This is a genomic window from Cobetia sp. QF-1 (assembly GCF_002213105.1).
Taxonomy (GTDB): Bacteria; Pseudomonadota; Gammaproteobacteria; order Pseudomonadales; family Halomonadaceae; genus Cobetia; species Cobetia crustatorum.
Genome location: NZ_NBVS01000001.1, coordinates 320,399 through 340,528 on the forward strand (window position 1 = coordinate 320,399; position 20,130 = coordinate 340,528).

16 protein-coding genes are annotated in these 20,130 nt (G+C 57.6%); 9 read left to right on the forward strand and 7 right to left on the reverse strand.

The annotated features are described in order from the left end of the window. Positions 1-32: 32 nt before the first annotated feature. Positions 33-428 carry a glutathione S-transferase N-terminal domain-containing protein gene (locus CFN46_RS01440; protein WP_024950526.1) on the forward strand — a complete coding sequence of 132 codons (396 nt, stop codon included), beginning with the start codon at positions 33-35 and terminating at the stop codon, positions 426-428. 98 nt (positions 429-526) lie between these two features. Here CFN46_RS01440 and CFN46_RS01445 read toward each other — a convergent pair whose 3' ends face one another. The 3 genes from CFN46_RS01445 to CFN46_RS01455 form a co-directional block, all read right to left on the reverse strand. Next, entirely contained in the window at positions 527-1,837 is a 1,311-nt protein-coding gene (locus CFN46_RS01445; protein ID WP_339378972.1) for a COX15/CtaA family protein, read from the reverse strand. 76 nt (positions 1,838-1,913) lie between these two features. Continuing rightward, positions 1,914-2,528 (reverse strand): hypothetical protein, encoded by a 615-nt coding sequence (locus tag CFN46_RS01450; RefSeq protein WP_088742513.1) that lies wholly within the window; start codon positions 2,526-2,528, stop codon positions 1,914-1,916. 110 nt (positions 2,529-2,638) lie between these two features. Beyond that, positions 2,639-3,529, reverse strand: a complete 891-nt coding sequence (locus tag CFN46_RS01455; RefSeq protein ID WP_088742514.1) for an SURF1 family protein — start codon at positions 3,527-3,529, stop codon at positions 2,639-2,641. Between CFN46_RS01455 and CFN46_RS01460 the strand changes: the two genes are divergently transcribed. After that, positions 3,528-3,719, forward strand: a complete 192-nt coding sequence (locus CFN46_RS01460) for a DUF2909 domain-containing protein (RefSeq protein ID WP_024950521.1) — start codon at positions 3,528-3,530, stop codon at positions 3,717-3,719. The two genes, CFN46_RS01455 and CFN46_RS01460, sit on opposite strands and share 2 nt — an antisense overlap. Before the next feature lie 30 nt (positions 3,720-3,749). Here CFN46_RS01460 and CFN46_RS01465 read toward each other — a convergent pair whose 3' ends face one another. The 4 genes from CFN46_RS01465 to coxB all read right to left on the reverse strand — a co-directional run bounded on the left by CFN46_RS01465 (position 3,750) and on the right by coxB (position 8,191). After that, positions 3,750-4,610: a cytochrome c oxidase subunit 3 gene (locus tag CFN46_RS01465; RefSeq protein WP_024950520.1), complete on the reverse strand. Its 861-nt coding sequence runs from the start codon at positions 4,608-4,610 to the stop codon at positions 3,750-3,752. Positions 4,611-4,679: 69 nt separating this feature from the next. Then, complete coding sequence (locus CFN46_RS01470) at positions 4,680-5,264, reverse strand: cytochrome c oxidase assembly protein (protein WP_088742515.1); 585 nt, start codon at positions 5,262-5,264, stop codon at positions 4,680-4,682. A gap of 57 nt (positions 5,265-5,321) precedes the next feature. Further along, positions 5,322-6,866 (reverse strand): cytochrome c oxidase subunit I, encoded by a 1,545-nt coding sequence (gene ctaD / locus CFN46_RS01475; protein ID WP_176426401.1) that lies wholly within the window; start codon positions 6,864-6,866, stop codon positions 5,322-5,324. A gap of 233 nt (positions 6,867-7,099) precedes the next feature. Further along, on the reverse strand, positions 7,100-8,191 hold the full coding sequence (gene coxB / locus CFN46_RS01480; protein WP_088742686.1) for a cytochrome c oxidase subunit II: 1,092 nt from the start codon (positions 8,189-8,191) through the stop codon (positions 7,100-7,102). Between the two features lie 431 nt (positions 8,192-8,622). Between coxB and CFN46_RS01485 the strand changes: the two genes are divergently transcribed. The 7 genes from CFN46_RS01485 (at position 8,623) to pqiB (ending at position 20,098) form a co-directional block, all read left to right on the forward strand. After that, positions 8,623-10,371, forward strand: coding sequence for a carbon starvation protein A (locus tag CFN46_RS01485; RefSeq protein ID WP_024950517.1), 1,749 nt, complete (start codon positions 8,623-8,625; stop codon positions 10,369-10,371). Beyond that, positions 10,361-10,672 carry a cory-CC-star protein gene (locus tag CFN46_RS01490; RefSeq protein ID WP_051510619.1) on the forward strand — a complete coding sequence of 104 codons (312 nt, stop codon included), beginning with the start codon at positions 10,361-10,363 and terminating at the stop codon, positions 10,670-10,672. The genes CFN46_RS01485 and CFN46_RS01490 overlap by 11 nt, the downstream gene beginning before the upstream one ends. After that, positions 10,663-11,838, forward strand: coding sequence for a TRC40/GET3/ArsA family transport-energizing ATPase (locus CFN46_RS01495; RefSeq protein WP_088742517.1), 1,176 nt, complete (start codon positions 10,663-10,665; stop codon positions 11,836-11,838). Before CFN46_RS01490 ends, CFN46_RS01495 begins: the two co-directional genes overlap by 10 nt. A gap of 344 nt (positions 11,839-12,182) precedes the next feature. Beyond that, positions 12,183-13,469 (forward strand): efflux RND transporter periplasmic adaptor subunit, encoded by a 1,287-nt coding sequence (locus CFN46_RS01500; protein WP_024950514.1) that lies wholly within the window; start codon positions 12,183-12,185, stop codon positions 13,467-13,469. Positions 13,470-13,574: 105 nt separating this feature from the next. Next, a complete protein-coding gene (locus CFN46_RS01505; protein WP_088742518.1) occupies positions 13,575-16,706 on the forward strand; it encodes an efflux RND transporter permease subunit in 3,132 nt (1,043 codons plus the stop codon). Between the two features lie 288 nt (positions 16,707-16,994). Next, complete coding sequence (locus CFN46_RS01510) at positions 16,995-18,467, forward strand: paraquat-inducible protein A (RefSeq protein ID WP_084487880.1); 1,473 nt, start codon at positions 16,995-16,997, stop codon at positions 18,465-18,467. Beyond that, positions 18,464-20,098, forward strand: a complete 1,635-nt coding sequence (pqiB, locus tag CFN46_RS01515) for an intermembrane transport protein PqiB (protein ID WP_024950512.1) — start codon at positions 18,464-18,466, stop codon at positions 20,096-20,098. Before CFN46_RS01510 ends, pqiB begins: the two co-directional genes overlap by 4 nt. Positions 20,099-20,130: the final 32 nt, after the last annotated feature.

Genomic DNA, 20,130 nt, shown 5'->3' on the forward strand with positions numbered 1-20,130 from the left:
TTTTACGTCCGTATGCCCGCGAGGATTTACCGATGCGCTCCATCATCCGCCTGTTCTTCCGCACTCTACGTCTGGTGCTGGCTCCTTTTATGCTGATCAGCGAGAAAATGACGCGGGGCAGCGCTCTTGAACGTAGCCCTGCCGAGCAGGCCAAGGTTGATGCAGAAACGGCCAACCTGGCACTGTATCAATTCTCGACCTGCCCATTCTGCATCAAGGTTCGCAAGCGTATTCATCAGCTGAGCTTGAATATCGAACAACGTGACACCCAGCACAATGCAACACATCGTCAGGCGCTCGAACAGGGCGGCGGTCGCGTCAAGGTGCCGTGCCTGTTGATCACGCACGACGATGGCCGTGAGGAGTGGATGTACGAATCCGACACCATCAATGCCTATCTCCAGCAGCACTTTGGCAGCTCAGTCTGAGCTGACTTTTAAGCCTCAAGCTAACAAAAAACAGCACAGCGCCGCTTATGGGAGCGGCGCTGTGCTGTTTTTTGTCTGAGTCATTATCTCTCTGACGGTTATCGTGCTACATCGGACGATGCCTCTATCCAGGACTTTCGAGACTCATACACCCCCAATACCACCGCACCGGTCAGTGCCACGGCGCCCATTGTGTGCGCCAATGCCAGATCCAGTGGCAGCCACCACAGTACATTGGCAATACCTAGTCCTGCCTGTAACCCCCAGCACACAAGCGCCCAACGCCACGGATTGTGTGGTCGCGCTGGAGAGTGCCGCAAAGCACCATTGAGATACTCAGCTTCTCTACGCGCTGACACTTGCCACTCTCGTCGTCCATAGCGACGCTGACGCCAATAAAGCCCCATCAGTACGCCCCCCAGCAGCAAGGCACCACCGCGATGCGCCATGTGAATCGCAGTGCGCGCCTCACCATGCAGTTGGCCATGTAAATAACTGGGGCCAACATCCTGTGTCAGGTGAAAACCTTCCCCCCAATCCATGGTCGGCCATAGGCTGTCATTGCAGCTGGGGAAGCCCGTGCAGGCGAGGCCTGCATAGTTGCTGGAGGTCCAACCGCCCAGTGCCAGCTGCACGATTAGCGCCACCACCGCTGCTGCCACCAACCAGGGCTGATGCAGACGAGTGCGTGGCAGCGCCAGCTCGGCTGAGGCGGTAGACACCAGGTCGTGTAATCGCCGTCGCAAGACCAACCACAATACGCCCAGTAGACTCATGACCGCCAAACCGCCGAGCAAATGAAGTGTCACGACCTGCGGCCACAGCTTGAGCGTCACCGTAAAAGCACCGAAGGCGCCCTGCAGCATCAGCATACCTAGCAATGCCAAGCTGAGAGTGACCGGAAAGCGTGCTCGGGAGTTGTAGTTCACTTCGTTCGAAAATTGCGATGATATCGACACAAGACGCTTCACGCGCCATCCGATGACAACCAGCGCCATTGCCGCCAACCCCAGCAAACTTGCCGCATAGCGGTGAATCATCTCAGCCCAGGCTTTATAGCGCTCAAGAGGATGATGTGGGCTATGCAGATTGGCCGTCTGCGCATCCGGCACCACCAATGCCCCATAACAGCCTGGCCAATCAGGGCAGCCTAGACCGGCATCCACCAGCCGCGTCCATGCGCCTAGCGCAATGACACAGACAACCAACACCAGCATGACGCTAGTCAACATCAGACTTGCACGCCACGTGCGATACAACTGCCGCTGGACAGATTGCGTATCAAAATGGAGTGAGGGAGACACTGACAAGCGGGAGCGCTTATCGTCCAGGATGAAAGGCGGAGGAGGCAATAACGCTGTACCACGCTGTCCGGAGCGTGCGGAGGAGAGAGAAGAGAGAGAGGGCATGGCACATCTCCTTACTCACAAGACAATGTCTTCAACAGTAGGACATAACCAGTATGGCGCGATCAGCATGACTCAATCAGCGCGGCGCCGCTGGATTACGCTTGAGCAGACGACGCACATCCGTCAGTACTGCCTTGGGCGTTACGTCTGCTCCATACGCCAACACCACTCGCCCCTGCGGATCGATCAAACGCAGGCTCTCTGGCAACGTCGCATCACTCTCGGGTGTCGCGGCAGAATGAAGATCAGCCACTGGCCACTCTCCTAGCGCCCGTTGCTCACCCGGCACTTGGGCATGCTGGAACTTCTGGGCAGCAACGACCAATCGACCGAGTCGCGGCGCCTCCTTGCCTAACGCGCGATGCAATCGCCACCAACGCTCCGCCTGGACCTCAGCCTGCCGAGAATCTTCTGACTCCGGCCAGCTCAGCCAAAAACGCTCTTCATCAGCACCGCGCGCTATCTGTGGTGGCATACCGGTCTCTACAAGCGACGCATCTTGCTCTTCGCCGATATAACGCAGCGACCACTCAGGCAGCGGCGCGACCGCTGGCAGCAACGCACCATTGGCCACTCGTCCATCAGGAATGCCGACTTGTGCGTTGAGCATTGCCCACGCAAGGGGCAGAGGTGCAAATAATAGCCCTAGCAGAGCGACTAGCTTGAGACGCTGGCGCATCACATATGTCATTCACACACCTCCTTCGTGTTAAATGCCACTACTACCATGTTAAACACCACTACTACGCTCAAGCATGACGGGGTATTCAAGGCATGACCGAGCATTTATGACCAAGCCTCTCAGACATGATGCTGGTGCAGTGATGATGAACGTTGGCGGCGTGCACCCAGCACCATGACGACAGCCGCTCCCAGACTCAGCCCCAACCACTGCAGGGCATAAGCGTAGTGACGTTCCGGCGTCATGTTGCCGGGCTGCCACCACGGCGCAAACTGCCCAATGCCACTGACCTGATGCAGCACGCCGGCATAGGCCGGTGGACCCAATGCTTGCCACGCGCTCAGGTCTATCTGCTGCAGGCGCTGCCCTTCTCGATTAGGGCCAAATAACGGTCCGCCACTAGTGCCACGACTATCTAGCCACTGCCAACGTCCCCGGATCGCACCTGGCTCCAGCGGCGTGACAACATCCGGATCGACGCGCGGTGCTGGCGTGGGAACGAATCCACGCTCAACCAGCCACCAACGGCCATCCTCTGCTTTGAAAGGCGTTAGCACAGCGACACCGTGGCGCTGGTCAAGCGTGCGGTTATCCAGTAACAGGCTGTGCTGAGGTAACCATTCCCCCCGCAATTCGATCAGGCTGGCACTGGCTGGCGGTGCATCAGGCATTACCAGCTCAGGAGCGCTGGCAGCATCTTCAAGATGCTGGGCGCGTGCCTGACCGCGATTGATCTGCCAGGTACATAGACACAGGCCCAGTACGATCAGCGCACTCCAGAATAGCCACCAGCCACGCCCGACGCGTCGCTCACCAATGGCGGCTGACGATAACGCATTGCCAGTCGCTGACGATTCTTGAACAGACAATGTATGAGCAGACGACAGAGACGACTTGCGCTCAGGCTCTACGTGGTCTCGACTAAGCGGTAGCGTGTTACGTTCTTTATAGCCCTCTGAAAAGTGCCCTGCCGCCACCTGAGACTCATCCCCAGGCAAAGGAGTTGTCATGTTGCTCAAGTCGCTTATTGCACTGGTCTTCATCGGTATGCTGGCCAGCCTTGTCGCCGGTGCTGGTTTTCTACTTCGTGATGGCAGCCGCAGTCGACGTCTGCTGACTTCTCTCAAGTGGCGAGTGGGTCTCGCTGTCTGTCTGGTAATCCTGCTAGTCATGGGCTTCTCCACCGGAATGCTTGATTAGCACTGGCGATACACGACGTCAGAACACGCATCAAAACACATAGACGAACAAGAACAGGCCAATCCACACGGCGTCGACAAAGTGCCAGTACCAGGCCGCCGCCTCGAAGGCAAAGTGGTGCTCGGTGGAAAAGTGGCCGCGGATCACGCGCACCAGCATGACGGCGAGAATCAATGTGCCAATCGTGACGTGCAGGCCATGAAACCCCGTCAGCAGGAAGAAAGTACCGCCATAGACGCCGGCCTGAAGCGTCAAACCAAGGTGATGCCACGCTTCGTAGTACTCGATGCCCTGCAGCGTCAGGAAGCACACGCCCAGCCCGACCGTACCCGCTAGCCAGTTACGCGCTGTGCGCCGATAGCCCATTTTCAATCCTTCGTGCGCCACCGTCAGGGTGATGCTGGAGCTGACCAGCAGCAATGTATTGGCCAGTGGTAACTGCCAGGGCGACAGCACCTCTTTCGGCCCCGAGATAGACGCATCCGGTGGATTCATCAGCGGCCAACTGGCCGTGAAATCTGGCCATAGCAGTGCGGTAACACCCTTGGCACCTTCGCCGTCCAACCACGGCAGTGCGAAGGTACGCACATAAAACAATGCACCGAAGAAGGCAGCAAAGAACATCAGCTCCGAGAAAATGAACCAGCCCATCCCCCATCGGAAGGAGCGGTCCATCTGGTCATCATAAAGACCACTCATCGATTCATGAATGACATCACGAAACCAACCGGCCATCACCAGCATGACCGCCAACAGTCCAATACCCGATAGCCATGCTGCACTGCCATGCACCATCCAGATACCAGTGCCGACCATCATGCTGCCGACCGCCAGCACCCCAAGGATGGGCCAAGCACTATGCGCCGGTACGTAATAGCTGCCACTGCTCATGCATCACCTCCTACGTGCATTATCCTGCCGCACCGCCATGACGCGAAGACCGACCAGCGCCTCTAAGCGTTACACATCATCGTCGTTATCACTTGCTGCCAAAGCCACCGGGTAGAGGGTATATGCCAGTGTCAGATCACGAATGTCTTCGGGGAGGTCAGGGTCGACCTGGAATACCAGTGGCAGCTCACGTCGCTCGCCAGCAGCTAGCGTTTGTTCCTGAAAGCAGAAGCATGTGATCTTCCTCAGATGTAGCGAACCCTCTGACGGGCTGACACTGGGAACTGCTCGACCGCGCACCGCTCTGTCCGCGTGATTGATGAAGACGAAGCGCGCGCTGTACTGCCCGCCAGGATGAATGCGAAAACTCTCATCAAGCGCTTCAAGCGTCCACGGCAAACCCTGCCCTTGCTGAACGATGAAGCGCACTGATATCCAGCGACTCTCATCAATTTCCATGGCGACGGCAGCCTTCGCCTGACTGGCCGCCTTGCCATTCAGCCCCGTTAGATTGCAGAAAACGTCGTAGAGCGGCACCAGCGCGAAGGCAAAACCCAGCATGCCCGCGAGCGCCAGTAGCGTGCGCCGCACAGTGCGCATGACCCCTGCCTGCTGATCAACTCTTCTGGCACTGGCATACTCATCCGATATCATGCGCCCCTCCTTCTCTGGCCCACGAGTTCCTGTTTGCTCTTGCCTACCACCTATCATTCAAGGCCTGACAATCTGTCCATCACGAGTTTGCGGCGGTACCTCGAAGGTATGTAATGGCGCCGGGCTTGGCACGCTCCACTCCAGGTCCACCGCACCCTCCCAGGCGCACGCAGGAGCCCTGACGCCACCCCGTACACACTTGATGATCACGACCAGAAACAACAGCTGTGAGAATCCGAACAGGAAGGCACCGAGGCTGGAGAGCATGTTGAAATCAGCGAACTGCAGGGCGTAGTCCGGAATACGGCGCGGCATGCCGGCCAGCCCCGAGAAGTGCATCGGGAAGAAGGTCAGGTTCACGCCCACCACCGACAACCAGAAATGCCACTTCGACAGCCCCTCATGGGGGTAAAAACCGGTCCACTTCGGCAGCCAGTAATAGACGCCTGCCAGAATCGCGAACAACGCACCCGGCACCAGTACATAGTGGAAGTGTGCGACCACGAAGTAGGTATCGTGATACTGGAAATCAGCTGGCGCGATAGCCAGCATCAGTCCCGAGAAGCCACCAATGGTGAACTGGACGATAAAGGCGATGGCAAACAGCATCGGCGGTTCGAAGCTGATGGAGCCGCGAAACATGGTGGCGATCCAGTTGAAGACCTTCACGCCCGTCGGCACGGCGATCAGCATTGTCGTGTACATGAAGAACAACTCCGCCACCAGCGGCAGGCCAACGGCAAACATGTGATGTGCCCAGACCAGAAACGACATGATCGCAATCGATCCCGTGGCGTAGACCATCGAGGCGTAGCCGAATAGCCGCTTACGCGAGAAAGTCGGCACGATGGCGGACACGATCCCGAACGCCGGCAGAATCATGATGTAAACCTCAGGGTGGCCGAAGAACCAGAACAGATGTTGGAACAACACTGGATCACCGCCACCGGCGGCATTGAAGTAGCTGGTGCCGAAATTGATATCGAACAGCATCATGGTGATGGCACCCGCCAATACCGGCATGACGGCAATCAACAGGAAAGCGGTGATCAGCCAGGTCCACACGAACAGCGGCATATCCATCATGCGCATGCCCGGCGCACGCAGATTGAGTATGGTCGCGATGATGTTGATCGCGCCAAGAATCGAACTGATACCGGCAATATGCAGCGAGAAGATGAAGAAGCTGGTGGAAGGTGGTGCATAGGTAGTGGAGAGCGGGGCGTAGAACGTCCAACCAAAGTTAGGACCGCCGCCTTCCATCAATAGCGTGGACAGCAGCAGCAGGAAGGCGACCGGCAGCAGCCAGAAGCTGAAGTTGTTGAGGCGAGGCAGCGCCATGTCCGGCGCACCGATCTGGAGTGGAATCATCCAGTTTGCCAACCCCGTGAAGGCCGGCATGATGGCGCCGAATACCATGATCAGGCCGTGCATGGTGGTCATCTGATTGAAGAACTCGGGCTGCACCATCTGCAGACCCGGCTGGAACAATTCCGTACGAATCACCAACGCCATGATGCCGCCGATGAACAGCATCGTCAGTGAGAAGATCAGATAAAGCGTGCCGATATCCTTATGATTGGTGGTCAGTAACCAGCGCATCATGCCGCGCGGAGCGGCGCCATGACCTGCATGCTGGCTGGCAGAGGAGTATCCGCCGCCTGACGTACCGCCTTCGCTGGCCTGGAGCACTGCCTTGTGTGACTTGTCACTGGCCATGATGCCTCTCCTGAGTGAGCATCCCTTGCCGGAACCGGTACCGGAGCCGGATGCGAATATCCTGATGTCTATCTGATTCCCTCAACCTCGAGCGCCACCTCTTAGATAGCGATGCGTCATTGCGACAGCTGCTCTTTGATCACCGCAGGCTGCACCAGCTCGCCCGTGTCATTGCCCCAGGCATTGCGTTCGTAGGTAATCACCGCTGCCAGTTCCACCGGACTGAGCACATCGGCAAAGGCCGCCATCGGTGTACCTGCCTTGCCGTTTATCACGATGTCGATATGCGCCTGCATATCACCGGTAACGATGGCGCTACCCACCAGTGACGGGAAGGCCGGGGGCATCCCCTGGCCATTCGGTTGGTGGCAGGCAGCACAGATGGTGGCGTAGGTCTTCTCGCCCTTCTCCATCAATTCTTCAAGACCCCAATCGCGACCAGCATCGTTCAGCGAAGCCTCTGCCTCTGCCTTGCGAGCGACCAGCCACTCATCGAACTCGGCTTCCGGCAACGCCTGTACCACGACTGGCATGAAACCGTGGTCCTTGCCGCATAGCTCAGCGCACTGGCCACGATAGGTCCCGGGAGTGTCGATGCGCGTCCATGCTTCATTGATGAAGCCTGGAATGGCATCTTTCTTGACGCCAAAGTCCGGCACCCACCAGGAATGGATGACATCGGTTGAGGTGGTCAGAAAGCGCACCTTGCGATTGATGGGCAGCACCAGTGGATTATCCACTTCCAACAAATAGTGTTCCCCCTTCTCGGAGGTGTTGTTGATCTGCTCGCGCGGGGTCGCGAGGCTTGAAGTGAAGGCAACATTCTCGCCCAGGTATTCGTACTGCCAACGCCATTGATGACCCGTGACCTTGATATCGAGTGCCGATTCGGAGGCGTCGTACATGTCCTTGAGAGTGGCGGTCGCCGGCACGGCCATCACGAATAGAATGACGAGCGGAATGATTGTCCACAGGATTTCAATGCGCGTGTTCTCGTGGAAAGTGGCCGGAATAGCACCACGCGATTTGCGGTGACGAATCATGGAGTAACCCATGATGCCGAACACCACGACACCGATGATCACGCAGATCCAGAAGATGGTCATGTGCAGCGAGTGAATATCACGGCTGACCGCCGTGACTCCGACCGGCATGTTGTATTCAATCGCCAGCGCAGGAGTCGCGACACCACCCGCGAGGAACAGCATTCCTCGCGGCAGGAACAGAGACAGGGACAGAAGGCGCCGATATCCGCGCACAGACCCAGTGAGGCGAGAAAGTCTTTCCGCGATCCATAACATCGGCCCCTCCTTGTCATTGTTATCGAGAGTGAATCAACGACGCCCTCGCACCACGACTTCCTCCGAGTATAGAAGAGCCCTGCGGAACGCAAGGTCGCGTAGATCAACCCACTGTGTCTCCTTGGTCGCAAGGCAAAGATGAGCAATAACGGCTACGCGCCGCATGACAGCGCCTATCGTCAGGGATCTATCTGCTAGCGCACATCCAATCAAGGGGGGTATTGAGGCTCGAGGACATACCAGATGGGACGACCAATGGCCAAGTTATGTGCATACATTCGGATGTTATCTTCGCAAGGCTCTTTTCCTTCCCCACATCATGCCCTTCGGAGCTTTCCATGAACGCCATCTGGCTTGCCTTGTTCGGCTGCCTCGCCTTCGCCTTCGGCTACCGCTTCTACTCACGCTTTCTGGCCGAGCGTATCTTCCGTCTGGACCCTGATTTCGTGACACCGGCGCATGCATTGCGCGATGACACAGATTATCTGCCGACGAATCGCTGGGTACTGTGGGGACATCATTTCACGTCGGTAGCGGGTGCTGCACCGATCGTCGGGCCTGCGATTGCGGTCTATTGGGGCTGGCTACCGGCCGTACTGTGGGTAGTACTAGGCAGTCTATTTGCGGCGGGTGTGCACGACTTTGGCACCTTGACGTTATCTGCGCGTCATCGCGGACAGTCTATCGGCACTCTGGCTGACAAGCTGATTGGCAAGCGGGCCAAGTTACTGTTTCTTTTCATCATTCTGATTCTAGTACTGATGCTTAACGCGGTATTCGCGTGGGTGATCGCCAATCTATTCATCAACTTCCCTGCCAGTGTGCTGTCGGTAGTGATCCAGATCCCGTTAGCGGTATGGATCGGTCATCGTGTTTATCGACGCGGTGGCAAGATGTTGATCCCCTCGATTCTGGCGCTGATCGTGATGTATGCCACCGCTCTGCTGGCGGGACAGTTCGAATTCTTGCAGATTGATTTGGCAGGCACCTTTACAGCCATGGCCGGCGGTGAAAACGGCACGCTACTGTTTGGTCTCTCCCCCATCTCCAGCGCCTTCCTGGTCTGGATCATCGCATTGATGGTGTATGTCTATGTGGCCTCGGTACTGCCCGTCTGGAAGTTGCTCCAGCCGCGCGACACCATCAATTCCCATCAATTAGTGGTGGGGCTAGTACTGCTGTATCTGGGCCTGGCCGTGGGGGGGCCGCACCTGACAGCACCGGCTTACAACGCCGATGCCGAGATGTCCTTCTATCCGTTGCTATTCATCACCATAGCTTGTGGTGCAATCTCCGGTTTCCACGGGCTGGTCGCTTCCGGCACTACCTCCAAGCAACTAGCGTATGAGCCAGATGCCCGCATGATTGGCTACTCCGGGGCGCTGGGTGAAGGCATGCTAGCGCTGATTTCCATCATCGCCGTGGCGACGCTATTCGGCAGTCAGGCCGATTTCAGTGCCACCTATTCAAGCTTCGCAGCGGCGGGCGCCAATGGTCTCTCAAGCTTTGTGCAAGGGGCGGGTCAGCTGATCTCGCATCTTGGCCTGCCCGCCAGTGTCGGTAGCACGCTGGTCGCCGTCATCGTGGTCAGCTTTGCGGCCACCACACTGGACTCTGCCGTACGCCTGATGCGCTACATCATTGCGGAGCTGGGCAGCGAATACGGTATGCCGGCGCTCAGCCACAAGCACGTCGCCACCAGCATTGCGGTGGTCGCCAGCGCGGCATTGGTCATTCTCCCGCAAGGTCCGAAAGGCTTTGGCTCCGGTGGCTATCTGCTGTGGCCGCTGTTCGGCACCAGCAATCAGCTGCTGGCCGGCATTTCGCTGATGCTGATTTCAGTCTGGCTCAAGCGCCAGGGGCGTCCTGTCATCTACACATTGGCGCCGATGGTCTTCCTGATGATCATGACGCTGTGGGCAATGGTGCAGCAGGTCGTGCTGGACTGGTCTGGCATGGGCAACAATGACCCGCAATGGCTGTTGTTCACCTTTGGCAGTCTGATCATGGTTTTCGCACTGTGGATTCTGCTCGAGGCAACACGCAGCTTGAAAGCACCGATGCCGGTCACTGCACATGAAGGCTGACGGCGGGCAGAGACTGGCATTGCCACACTCCGCCCTACGCGCACTGATAACGCGTGCAGGACAGTTACGTGAAGGCTGGGAGGCCATGCTGCGCGTCAACCAGCAGCGTGACCTCGCCCAGCTGGCACGTGAGGAGGAAGATATCTTCATGATGCTGAGCTTCGCCGAGATGATGGGAATACCGAACCCGGCACCTGCCGTGTCATTGGAGATGCTGCCACTGATGCTGGAGCGCATGCATGACTGGCATCTCCGCCAAGGGCTTGAGCACTCGCCGCTGGAGGGCATCAAGTGCTGCTGAGGGGGTGGTGGAAGGGCCGGCGAGCCAGCAAGACGCAGACAGCCTCTGTCGCGATGGCATCAACGTCAGGCGATACCTCACGAAAGGAGGTTCATGAGCCGCCGCCTGAAGTGTGGTTCTTTGGCGGCAAGGGCGGTGTCGGCAAGACCAGCTGCGCCGCCGCTCAGGCATTGGCACTCGCTGAGGCCGGTGAAGCGACGCTGTTGGTCTCCACTGACCCCGCACACAATCTGGGTGATCTGTTCGGGCCATTGGACGGCCATCCACGCACCATCGCTCCCCAGCTTGAGGTGATGGAGCTGGACCCCGAACAGGAATGTGAGCGTTATCTAGCAGCCGTGCGTCAGCGAATCGCCCCACTCGTCAGCGGCGAGCGCAGCGCGACCGTGATGCGTCAGCTGGCATTGGCGCGTCATGCACCCGGCACCAGTGAGGCGGCGCTCTTTGATGCGCTGGTGGAGATCATCCTGACACCGCCTGCGCCGCTGGCCACAGACAGTCGACAATATCGACATATCATCTTCGATACCGCCCCCAGCGGGCACACCATTCGCCTGTTGAGCCTGCCGGAGGTGCTTGGAGGATGGCTGGAGGGCATGCTCGGGCAGCGCAAGCGCGCTGTCGCCGAACGCAGCCTGTGGCTAGATAGTCAGGATGCCGCTACGACTTCATCCACGAAGAGCCCCTCAGCAGCAGATGACCCTATCAGTGAAGCGCTGGAGCAACGGAGAGCCCGTTACGCAGCATTGCGTACTCGGCTGACAGAGGGCCAGTACGCACGAGTAATATTGGTCAGCACACCCGAGAAGTTGCCTTGCCTCGAAACAACGCGTACGCGTGAAGCATTGGAAGCACATGGCATGACCGTCGGTGGTTTGATCATCAATCAGTGCCTGCCTGATGATGCGCTTGAGGGCCGTCAAGACTGGATCGCGCGTTGGCATGAGCAGCAGCAACACTGGACTGCCGAGCTATACAAGGCCTTCCATGACCGCCCTTGCCTTCGCTTGCTTCGCCAGCCGCAGTTACCGGAAGACCGTGCAAGTCTCACCCCTTTGATCACGGCGCTGACGGGCTTTGCCCCTTGGCAACCTCGTGATACCTGCCAAGCCTCCCCTCGCTGTCATCTTCATGACAGCGACACCTGCCATACTTCCCCCGCCTGACCCTTTGAGTGGCCACGCGACAGCATCGCTATCGTGGCCACCGGCATTGTCTGTGAGATGAGCCTGGACGAGCAGTGCTGATGATCTGGCGCTGACGACCCGAAACGGCAATCAGTGCTGACAATCCGGCGGCCATATTCGATAGACTGTCACGATAGGCGGGCCCGCACCTCTGTTCGTTCACTCGAGCATGTCCACGCGGGCCCGCCAGGTTGCACAAACAATGCATACAGTCATCACATCATTCCGATAGAATAGCCGGCTAAATATATTCGTTAGCCTCCCGCTGCCCCATGAAGCAACGGTTTGCTGCTCAGCTTTCTGACCACTGCAAGGACTCCCCAATGGCCCCGACTTCCCCAGGTCACCCCCGTCGCTCGGCGAGACAGACCAGAACCACCAGCATCGGCCGCTTCCCAGCAGGCCTGTTGTTGCTCGGCGCTCTACTGGCCGGTTGTAGCGACGACAAGGAAGCTGCAGGCCAGAGTCCTGCAGGAGCCAGCCAGGCACCTCAAGTCGAAGTAGTCACAGTCACCGCTAGTGACGTGCCGCTTACCACTGAGCTTCCCGGCCGTACGCGTGCCTATCAGATCGCTGAAGTGCGCCCGCAGGTCGGCGGCATCATCGAGTCGCGTGATTTCAAGGAAGGCAGTGACGTCGAGGAAGGTCAGGCGCTGTATCACATTGATGCCCGCACCTATCGTGCGGATGTTGCAAGTGCCAAGGCCAGTCTCGCCCGCGCTGAAGCAAGCCTGCACACTTCCAACCTGCAGGCCAAGCGCTTCAAACAGTTGGTCGCTCGCAAGATGGTCAGCCAGCAGAACTACGATGATGCCGTCGCCACTGTCGGTGAAGGTCGTGCTGACGTCGCTTCAGCCAAGGCCTCTCTGACCAGCGCACAGATCAATCTGGATTACAGTGTGGTGACGTCGCCAATCAGTGGACGTATAGGTAAATCAAGCGTCACCAAAGGCGCGCTGGTCACGGCCAGTCAGGATACGAGCTTGGCTACTGTACAGCAGCTGGACCCTATCTATATCGACGTGACCCAGTCCGCTAGCGAGGTGTTGCGTCTTAAGCGTGAGCTGGCCGAAAATCGTGATGCTTCCGCGGCGCCGGAGCAAGCACCAGTAGAGCTGGTAATGGAAGATGGCAGTGTCTACGCCGCCAAAGGCAAGCTTCAGTTTGCCGATGTTAGCGTCGATGAAGGTACCGGAATGGTGACCCTGCGCGCCCTGTTCCCCAACGAAGACGAGCTGTTACTGCCTGGCATGTTCGTACGCGCACGTCTGACAGAAGCAGTAGCGAAAGATGCCATCCTAGTCCCGCAGAAAGCCGTGAGCCGTGATAATCAGGGTAATGCCAACGTGATGGTAGTCAATGCTGAAAGCAAGGTGGAAGCCAAGCAAGTGGTGATCGGTCAAGCCATCGACAATCAGTGGCTGGTGACCAGTGGCCTCAATAGCGGCGACAAGGTCATCGTCAGTGGGCTTCAGAAGATCAAGCCGGGAGCTGCCGTTCAGATCGCCAACAGCGAAGAGTCTGTCGAGCAAAATACATCCGCTCAGCCGTCAGCGACTGAAGATGACTCCTCGGAGAATGATCAAGCCAAGGCTGGCAATAACCAGTAAGCCTGACGCCCCTTTCCGCACCACTGCCACCAGGCCAGTGGAGGTACAAGCCTCTACTCACACTGGTAGCACGTCCCGAACGACGTTCCAGGAGCATTAAACGTCATGGCCAGATACTTTATCGATCGCCCTATTTTCGCCTGGGTGCTCGCCATCATCGTGATGCTGGGGGGTATCTTCAGCATCCTCAAGCTACCCATTGAACAATATCCCTCGCTGGCACCTACCAGCATTACCATTCAAGCAACTTATTCCGGTGCCTCTGCCCAGACAGTAGAAGATACGGTGACCCAGGTCATTGAGCAGCAGATGAACGGCATCGACAATCTGCTGTACATGAGCTCTTCTTCAGACTCTGAGGGCAATGCCAGCATCGAGCTGAGCTTTGACACCGGCACGGACCCTGATATCGCTCAGGTTCAGGTACAGAACAAGCTGCAATTGGCGACACCGCGGCTGCCTCAGACGGTTCAGCAGCAAGGAGTATCCGTCACCAAATCTTCTGGTAGTTTCTTGATGGTCGCTGCCTTCGTCTCTGACGACGGCAGCATGACAAAACAGCAGCTGACTGACTATGTGGCCTCGGACATTCAGGATGAAGTGGCCCGCGTACAGGGTATCGGCGAGACTCAGTTATTCGGTGCGCCGGGTGCCATGCGTGTGTGGTTGGATCCACAGAAGCTCAACAACTTCAAACTGACTACCAGTGACGTCACCAGTGCTATCAGCACCCAGAACAATCAGATCGCCTCTGGTCAGTTGGGCAATCTACCGGCCGAAAAAGGGCAGCAACTCAATGCCACCATCGTTGCCCAGACGCTCTTCGAGACGCCTGAGCAATTCGGCAATATCCTGCTCAAGACCCAAGAAGACGGCTCCCAAGTTTACCTGCGCGATGTAGGCCACGTCGAGAAAGGCGCTGAAACCTACAGCACCGTCAGCCGCTATAACGGCAAGCCGGCTGCCGGCCTGGGCATCAAGCTAGCATCCGGAGCCAATGCGCTGGATACCGTTCAGGCCGCCAAGGACCGTCTTGATGAGCTGTCGGCCTACTTCCCGCAAGGTATGAGCTACAAGGTGCCTTACGACACCTCACCCTTCGTCAAGATTTCCATCGAAGAAGTGGTAATAACGCTGCTGGAAGCCGTGGGCTTGGTTTTCCTTGTCATGCTGCTGTTCCTGCAGAACTTCCGCGCCACGCTTATCCCGACCATCGCGGTACCGGTAGTCTTGCTGGGCACGTTCGGCGTATTGGAAGTCCTCGGTTACTCGATCAACACCCTGACCATGTTTGCCATGGTACTAGCGATCGGACTGCTGGTAGATGACGCCATCGTGGTAGTGGAAAACGTCGAGCGTGTCATGCATGAGGACAAGCTCACCCCGCTGGAAGCGACACGCAAATCGATGGGGCAGATTACCGGCGCCCTGGTCGGTATCGGTCTGGTGCTATCGTCGGTCTTCATTCCGATGGCCTTCTTCCCCGGCACTACTGGCGCGATTTTCCGACAATTCTCGGTCACGATAGTGTCAGCCATGACACTCTCTGTACTGGTCGCTCTGATCCTGACGCCAGCGCTGTGTGCGACGCTGCTCAAGCCCACCAAGGAGAAGACCACCGGCTTCTTTGGCCTGTTCAACCGTACCTTTGACCGCTCCAATGCCAACTATCAGAAAGGCGTGAGTGGCATGCTCAAGCGCACCGGCCGCTCCATGCTGGTCTATGCACTGATCATCGTGGGTTGCGGTGTGCTATTTACTCGCATTCCGACCGGTTTCCTGCCGGACGAAGATCAGGGCTACCTGTTCAACCAGGTCATTCTGCCAGTGGGCTCCACCCAAGAGCAGACCCTCGAAACCCTCGCCAAGGTCGAGCATCACTTCCTCGTCGACCAAGGGGATGCCGTCCAGGAAATGTTCGACGTTGCCGGCTTCAGCTTCGCTGGTCGCGGTCAAAACATGGGACTGGCCTTCATCAACCTGAAGCCTTGGGATGAGCGCGAGCGTGACTCTTTCGATGTGGTCGGCAAGGCACAGAACTACTTCAATAGCATCAAGGAAGCGGTAGTCTTCGCCATCAATCCGCCACCGATCATGGAGCTAGGTAATGCCAGTGGCTTCGACATGATGCTGGTCGATCGCGGTGGCATAGGCCATAAATCACTTACCGACACTCGGAATCAGCTGTTGGGCATGGCCGCTCAGAACCCTGCAGTGACTGGCCTGCGCCCCAATGGCCTGGAAGATAGCCCTCAGTTCACGTTGAATATTGATGAACTCAAGGCAACTGCCATGGGCGTCTCGCTATCAGAGGTATACTCGACACTGTCTACTGCGTGGGGGTCAAGCTATGTCAATGACTTCCTCGATAATGGTCGTACCAAGAAGGTTTATGTGCAGGCAGTCGCCAGTGCGCGTATGCAGCCAGAAGACTTGAAGAAGTGGTATGTGCGTAACAGTAGTGGCGAAATGGTACCGCTGAGCGCCTTCATCCACGGCGAGTGGACCTACGGCTCACCACAGCTGGAGCGTTACAACGGCGTTTCCTCGATGGAGCTACTGGGCCAGGCAGCTCCGGGCTACTCTACGGGGCAGGCCATGCAGGCGATGGAAGAGATGGTCAATCAACTCGATAACGGTGTCGCACTGGAATGGACCGGGATTTCACTGCAGGAATCCCAGAGCGGCGGTATGGCACCCTATCTTTACGCCATCTCCTTGGTGTTCGTCTTCCTGTGTCTCGCCGCCCTTTACGAGAGCTGGAGTATTCCATTCTCCGTGATGCTCGTCGTGCCACTAGGGGTACTGGGTGCACTATTGGCAACCTGGCTGCGCGGACTGGATAACGATGTCTACTTCCAGGTAGGTCTGGTGACGACCATCGGACTCTCGGCCAAGAACGCCATCTTGATCGTCGAATTCGCCAAGGACCTTGAGGTGCAGGGACGCTCGCTGATCGATGCCACCATGGAAGCGGTGCGCATGCGTTTGCGTCCTATCCTGATGACCTCACTAGCCTTCACCCTAGGTGCCGTACCGCTGGCCATTTCCTCAGGCGCCGGTGCCGCCAGCCGTCATGCCATCGGTAACGGCGTGATCGGCGGGATGATCTCGGCCACGGTACTGGCGATCTTCCTGGTGCCGGTCTGCTATGTAGTGGTCCGTCGCCTGTTCGGTGAACCCAAGGACTTGAAGCATGCTCACGAAGCAGCCAACAGTGAGGATGACTTGGTCTAACTAGCGTTCTATGCACCGTTCTCCACGCCGTCCTCTTGGGGCGGCGTGTTTGTTTGCAGATAAGAAACCTTGGCATGAATGACCACCTGCCCATGCGCTCAAGCATTGAGTGCCACGAGGCTTTTGCGGCATCATGCTATGATCGAACACTGTTTGCCTGATATCGAAGACACACGACATCGCGCTGACACACTACCGCCGGGGCAGGCTAACGCACCATTTCCCGCCTGCTGTCTCAGCCCATTACCCTCGGCAGTGCATCGCATCCCCCGATCACTCTGGAGTGATATGCCTCGTCCCTTTGACGCACTACGTCGTTTTACTCGGCGTACCTTTGAAACCCGAGACCCGCCCCGCATGTTTGCGCCAGTGACTGCTAGTGTCTCGCGCAGACGACTGCGAGCCTGCGAGTGCTGTGATCTTGTGGTGGCGCTGCCCGCACTCAGGCCGGGCGAACGTGCACGCTGCCCGCGTTGCGATCATGTCTTTGCTCAGCGCCATGCGCATGCCGTGCAACGTACCTTGGCACTGGCCACCGCTTGCCTGATGATGCTGGTGCTGACGCTGCCTTTCGAGTTCATCGCCTTTGCTACGCATGGCATCTCGGCCAGCTTGAGTCTGGTCGATGCTCCGACAGCACTGACAGCAGAGTCTTATCCTTCGCTGGCAGTTCTGCTGATTCTGACCATCGTGCTGCTACCTGCGCTATATCTCATTGGCGTGATCTACACCCATGCTGCCATTGGCCTGAAACTGCCACTGCCCGGCATGCGCGGCATTGCTCGTACTCTGAGTCACTTGCGACCGTGGATGATGGCAGATGTTTTTCTGGTTGGCGTAATGGTGAGTCTGGTCAAGATCGCTGGCATGGCCGATATCAGTTTTGGGCCATCGTTCTGGGCGTTCTGTGCCTTTGCCCTGCTAATGACGAAGACACTCGCCAGTATTGATGTCGACAGGATGTGGTTTGCCCTGGCTGGCGAGCCATCTGCGCCAACAGGGACGTTACCCGGCATGGGCGCCGCATTGCAGGGCCTTGGCAGCTGCCATAGCTGCGGGTTGATCAATGCCTGCACTGCACATGAGGCTCATGTTGCCTGTCGTCGTTGTGGCGATCCGGTGCATCAGCGCAAGACGGCCAGCCTACAGCGCACCTGGGCTTGGCTAGTGGCTGCACTGATACTCTACGTGCCCGCCAATGTCTTCCCGATCATGAGTACCGTGAGCCTCGGCGAGAGCGACCCGCAAACCATCGCAGGCGGTATCGTGCTGTTGTGGTCGCATGGTGACTGGCCGATTGCGCTTGTCATCTTCGTTGCCAGCATTCTGGTACCCGCCTCAAAGATGATCGCCATCGCATGGCTATGTATCAGTGCGCAGCGCCCTGATGTACAGCATGCTCGCGCACGCGTGGCGCTGTATCGCATCACGGAATATATCGGTCGTTGGTCGATGGTCGACGTGTTCGTGGTGGCCTTGTTAGCCGCACTGATTCAGCTGGGCGCATTGATGTCAGTACATCCCGGACCAGCAGCGCTGTCTTTTGCCGTGGTAGTCGTACTGACCATGCTGTCAGCGCAGAGCTTTGATCCACGTCTGGTATGGGACACGCCTGAAGAGGCACAGCTGGCTTCAAAGCCTCTCTTTCAGGCGCCGGCTCAAACATCAGCCTCCCACGAGTCGCCAGCCATGCCAGGTCCAGTATCTTCTGGCTCTACTGCTTCTTCCCCTACCGTTTCTCCGTCACAGGATGACTTATGAGTGATGACTCTCGTGCACGTCGTGAAAGTCGGCGCCGCCTTTCCCCGATCTGGATAGTGCCGATAGTGGCGCTATTGATAGGGGCCTGGATGGTCTGGCACAACATTGCTAGCCGTGGCCCGCAAATCACCATTGAGATGGAGACGGCTGAAGGTATCGAGGCCGGCAAGACATTGATCAAGACGCGGAATGTCGAGGTCGGCAAGGTGGAATCTGTCCGCCTGTCAGACGACCTCGACAAGACTATCGTGACCGCCCGCATGTCCAAGGACAGCGAGCGTATGCTCAACGAAGATTCTCGCGTGTGGGTGGTCAAGCCACGTATCGGCCGTGAGGGAATCAGCGGCCTGAATACCGTGCTCTCGGGCGCCTACATCCAGTTGCAACCCGGAGGTAGCCGCACGGAAGAAAACCATTTCGTTGCACTCGAACAACCCCCGGTAACGACACAAGATGCCAAAGGCTTGCGCATCGACCTGACCAGTAACGATGGCAGCGTGCTCTCGGATGGTGATCCGGTGACCTATGAAGGGGTCGTGGTCGGCCGGGTGGAAGCGAGTGAATTCCGTACCAGTGAAAAGGAAATGCACTACACCCTCTACATCGATTCGCCCTATGACGAGCTAGTGACCTCTACCACGCGTTTCTGGTCGACCAGTGGCGTCAGCTTGCGTCTGGATTCACAGGGCCTGCAAGTCGATATCGGCTCGCTGGAAAGCATACTGAGTGGCGGCGTCGCCTTTGGCATCCCTGAAGATCTGCCGCGCGGTCGCCCAGTGGTTGAAAACACCTCATTCATGCTCTATTCCGACCAGGAAGAAGCACGCGAAGGTAGCTTCCATCAAGCTATCGACTACGTGATCATGGTCGATGACACCGTGCGGGGCCTGTCGCGTGGCGCACCAGTGGAATTCCGCGGTGTGCGTCTCGGCACCGTGGTCAGCGTGCCCTATCGTCTGACACACCAGCGCGTACGCACCCTCTCGAGCTTCGAGATTCCGGTGCTGATCCGCATCGAGCCTGAACGCCTCGAAGGTCAGGTGGATGATGAGGGTGTCGCACAATGGAAGAAACGTCTGGAGCGTCTGTTCAAACGTGGCATGCGCGCGACATTGAAGTCCGGCAATCTTCTGACCGGCGCTCTGTTCGTGGATCTCGACTTCTACGATAACCCACCGCCCTACAAGCCAGATGACTTCGACGATATCGAAGTCATGCCGAGCGTGTCTGGGGGTCTGGCACAAATGGAAGCCAAGTTGAACGCCTTGCTCGACAAGCTCAATGCACTGGATGTAGAGCCCGTGTTGAACAACCTCAACAAGACGCTTTCTGCCTCCGAGAGCCTGGTGAAACGCCTCGACAAGACCGCGGGCCATGTCGATAGCCTGCTGGGATCCGATGCGATACAGAAATTGCCTGGCGACATCAGCGCCAGCATCGACAATCTGAATCGTACGCTTAACGGGCTAACACCTGACTCCTCAGCGTATCGCAAGCTGGAAGGTGACCTGGACAGACTTGATCGCGTACTCAAGAAGGCCGAGCCGCTGCTCGATACGCTGGAGAAGAACCCTTCCAGCCTGATCTTCGACAAGCCGACGACGCGTGATCCGATACCGAGGGCTCAGTAATCATGGGGACTGCAATGAAGACAGTAATAGGG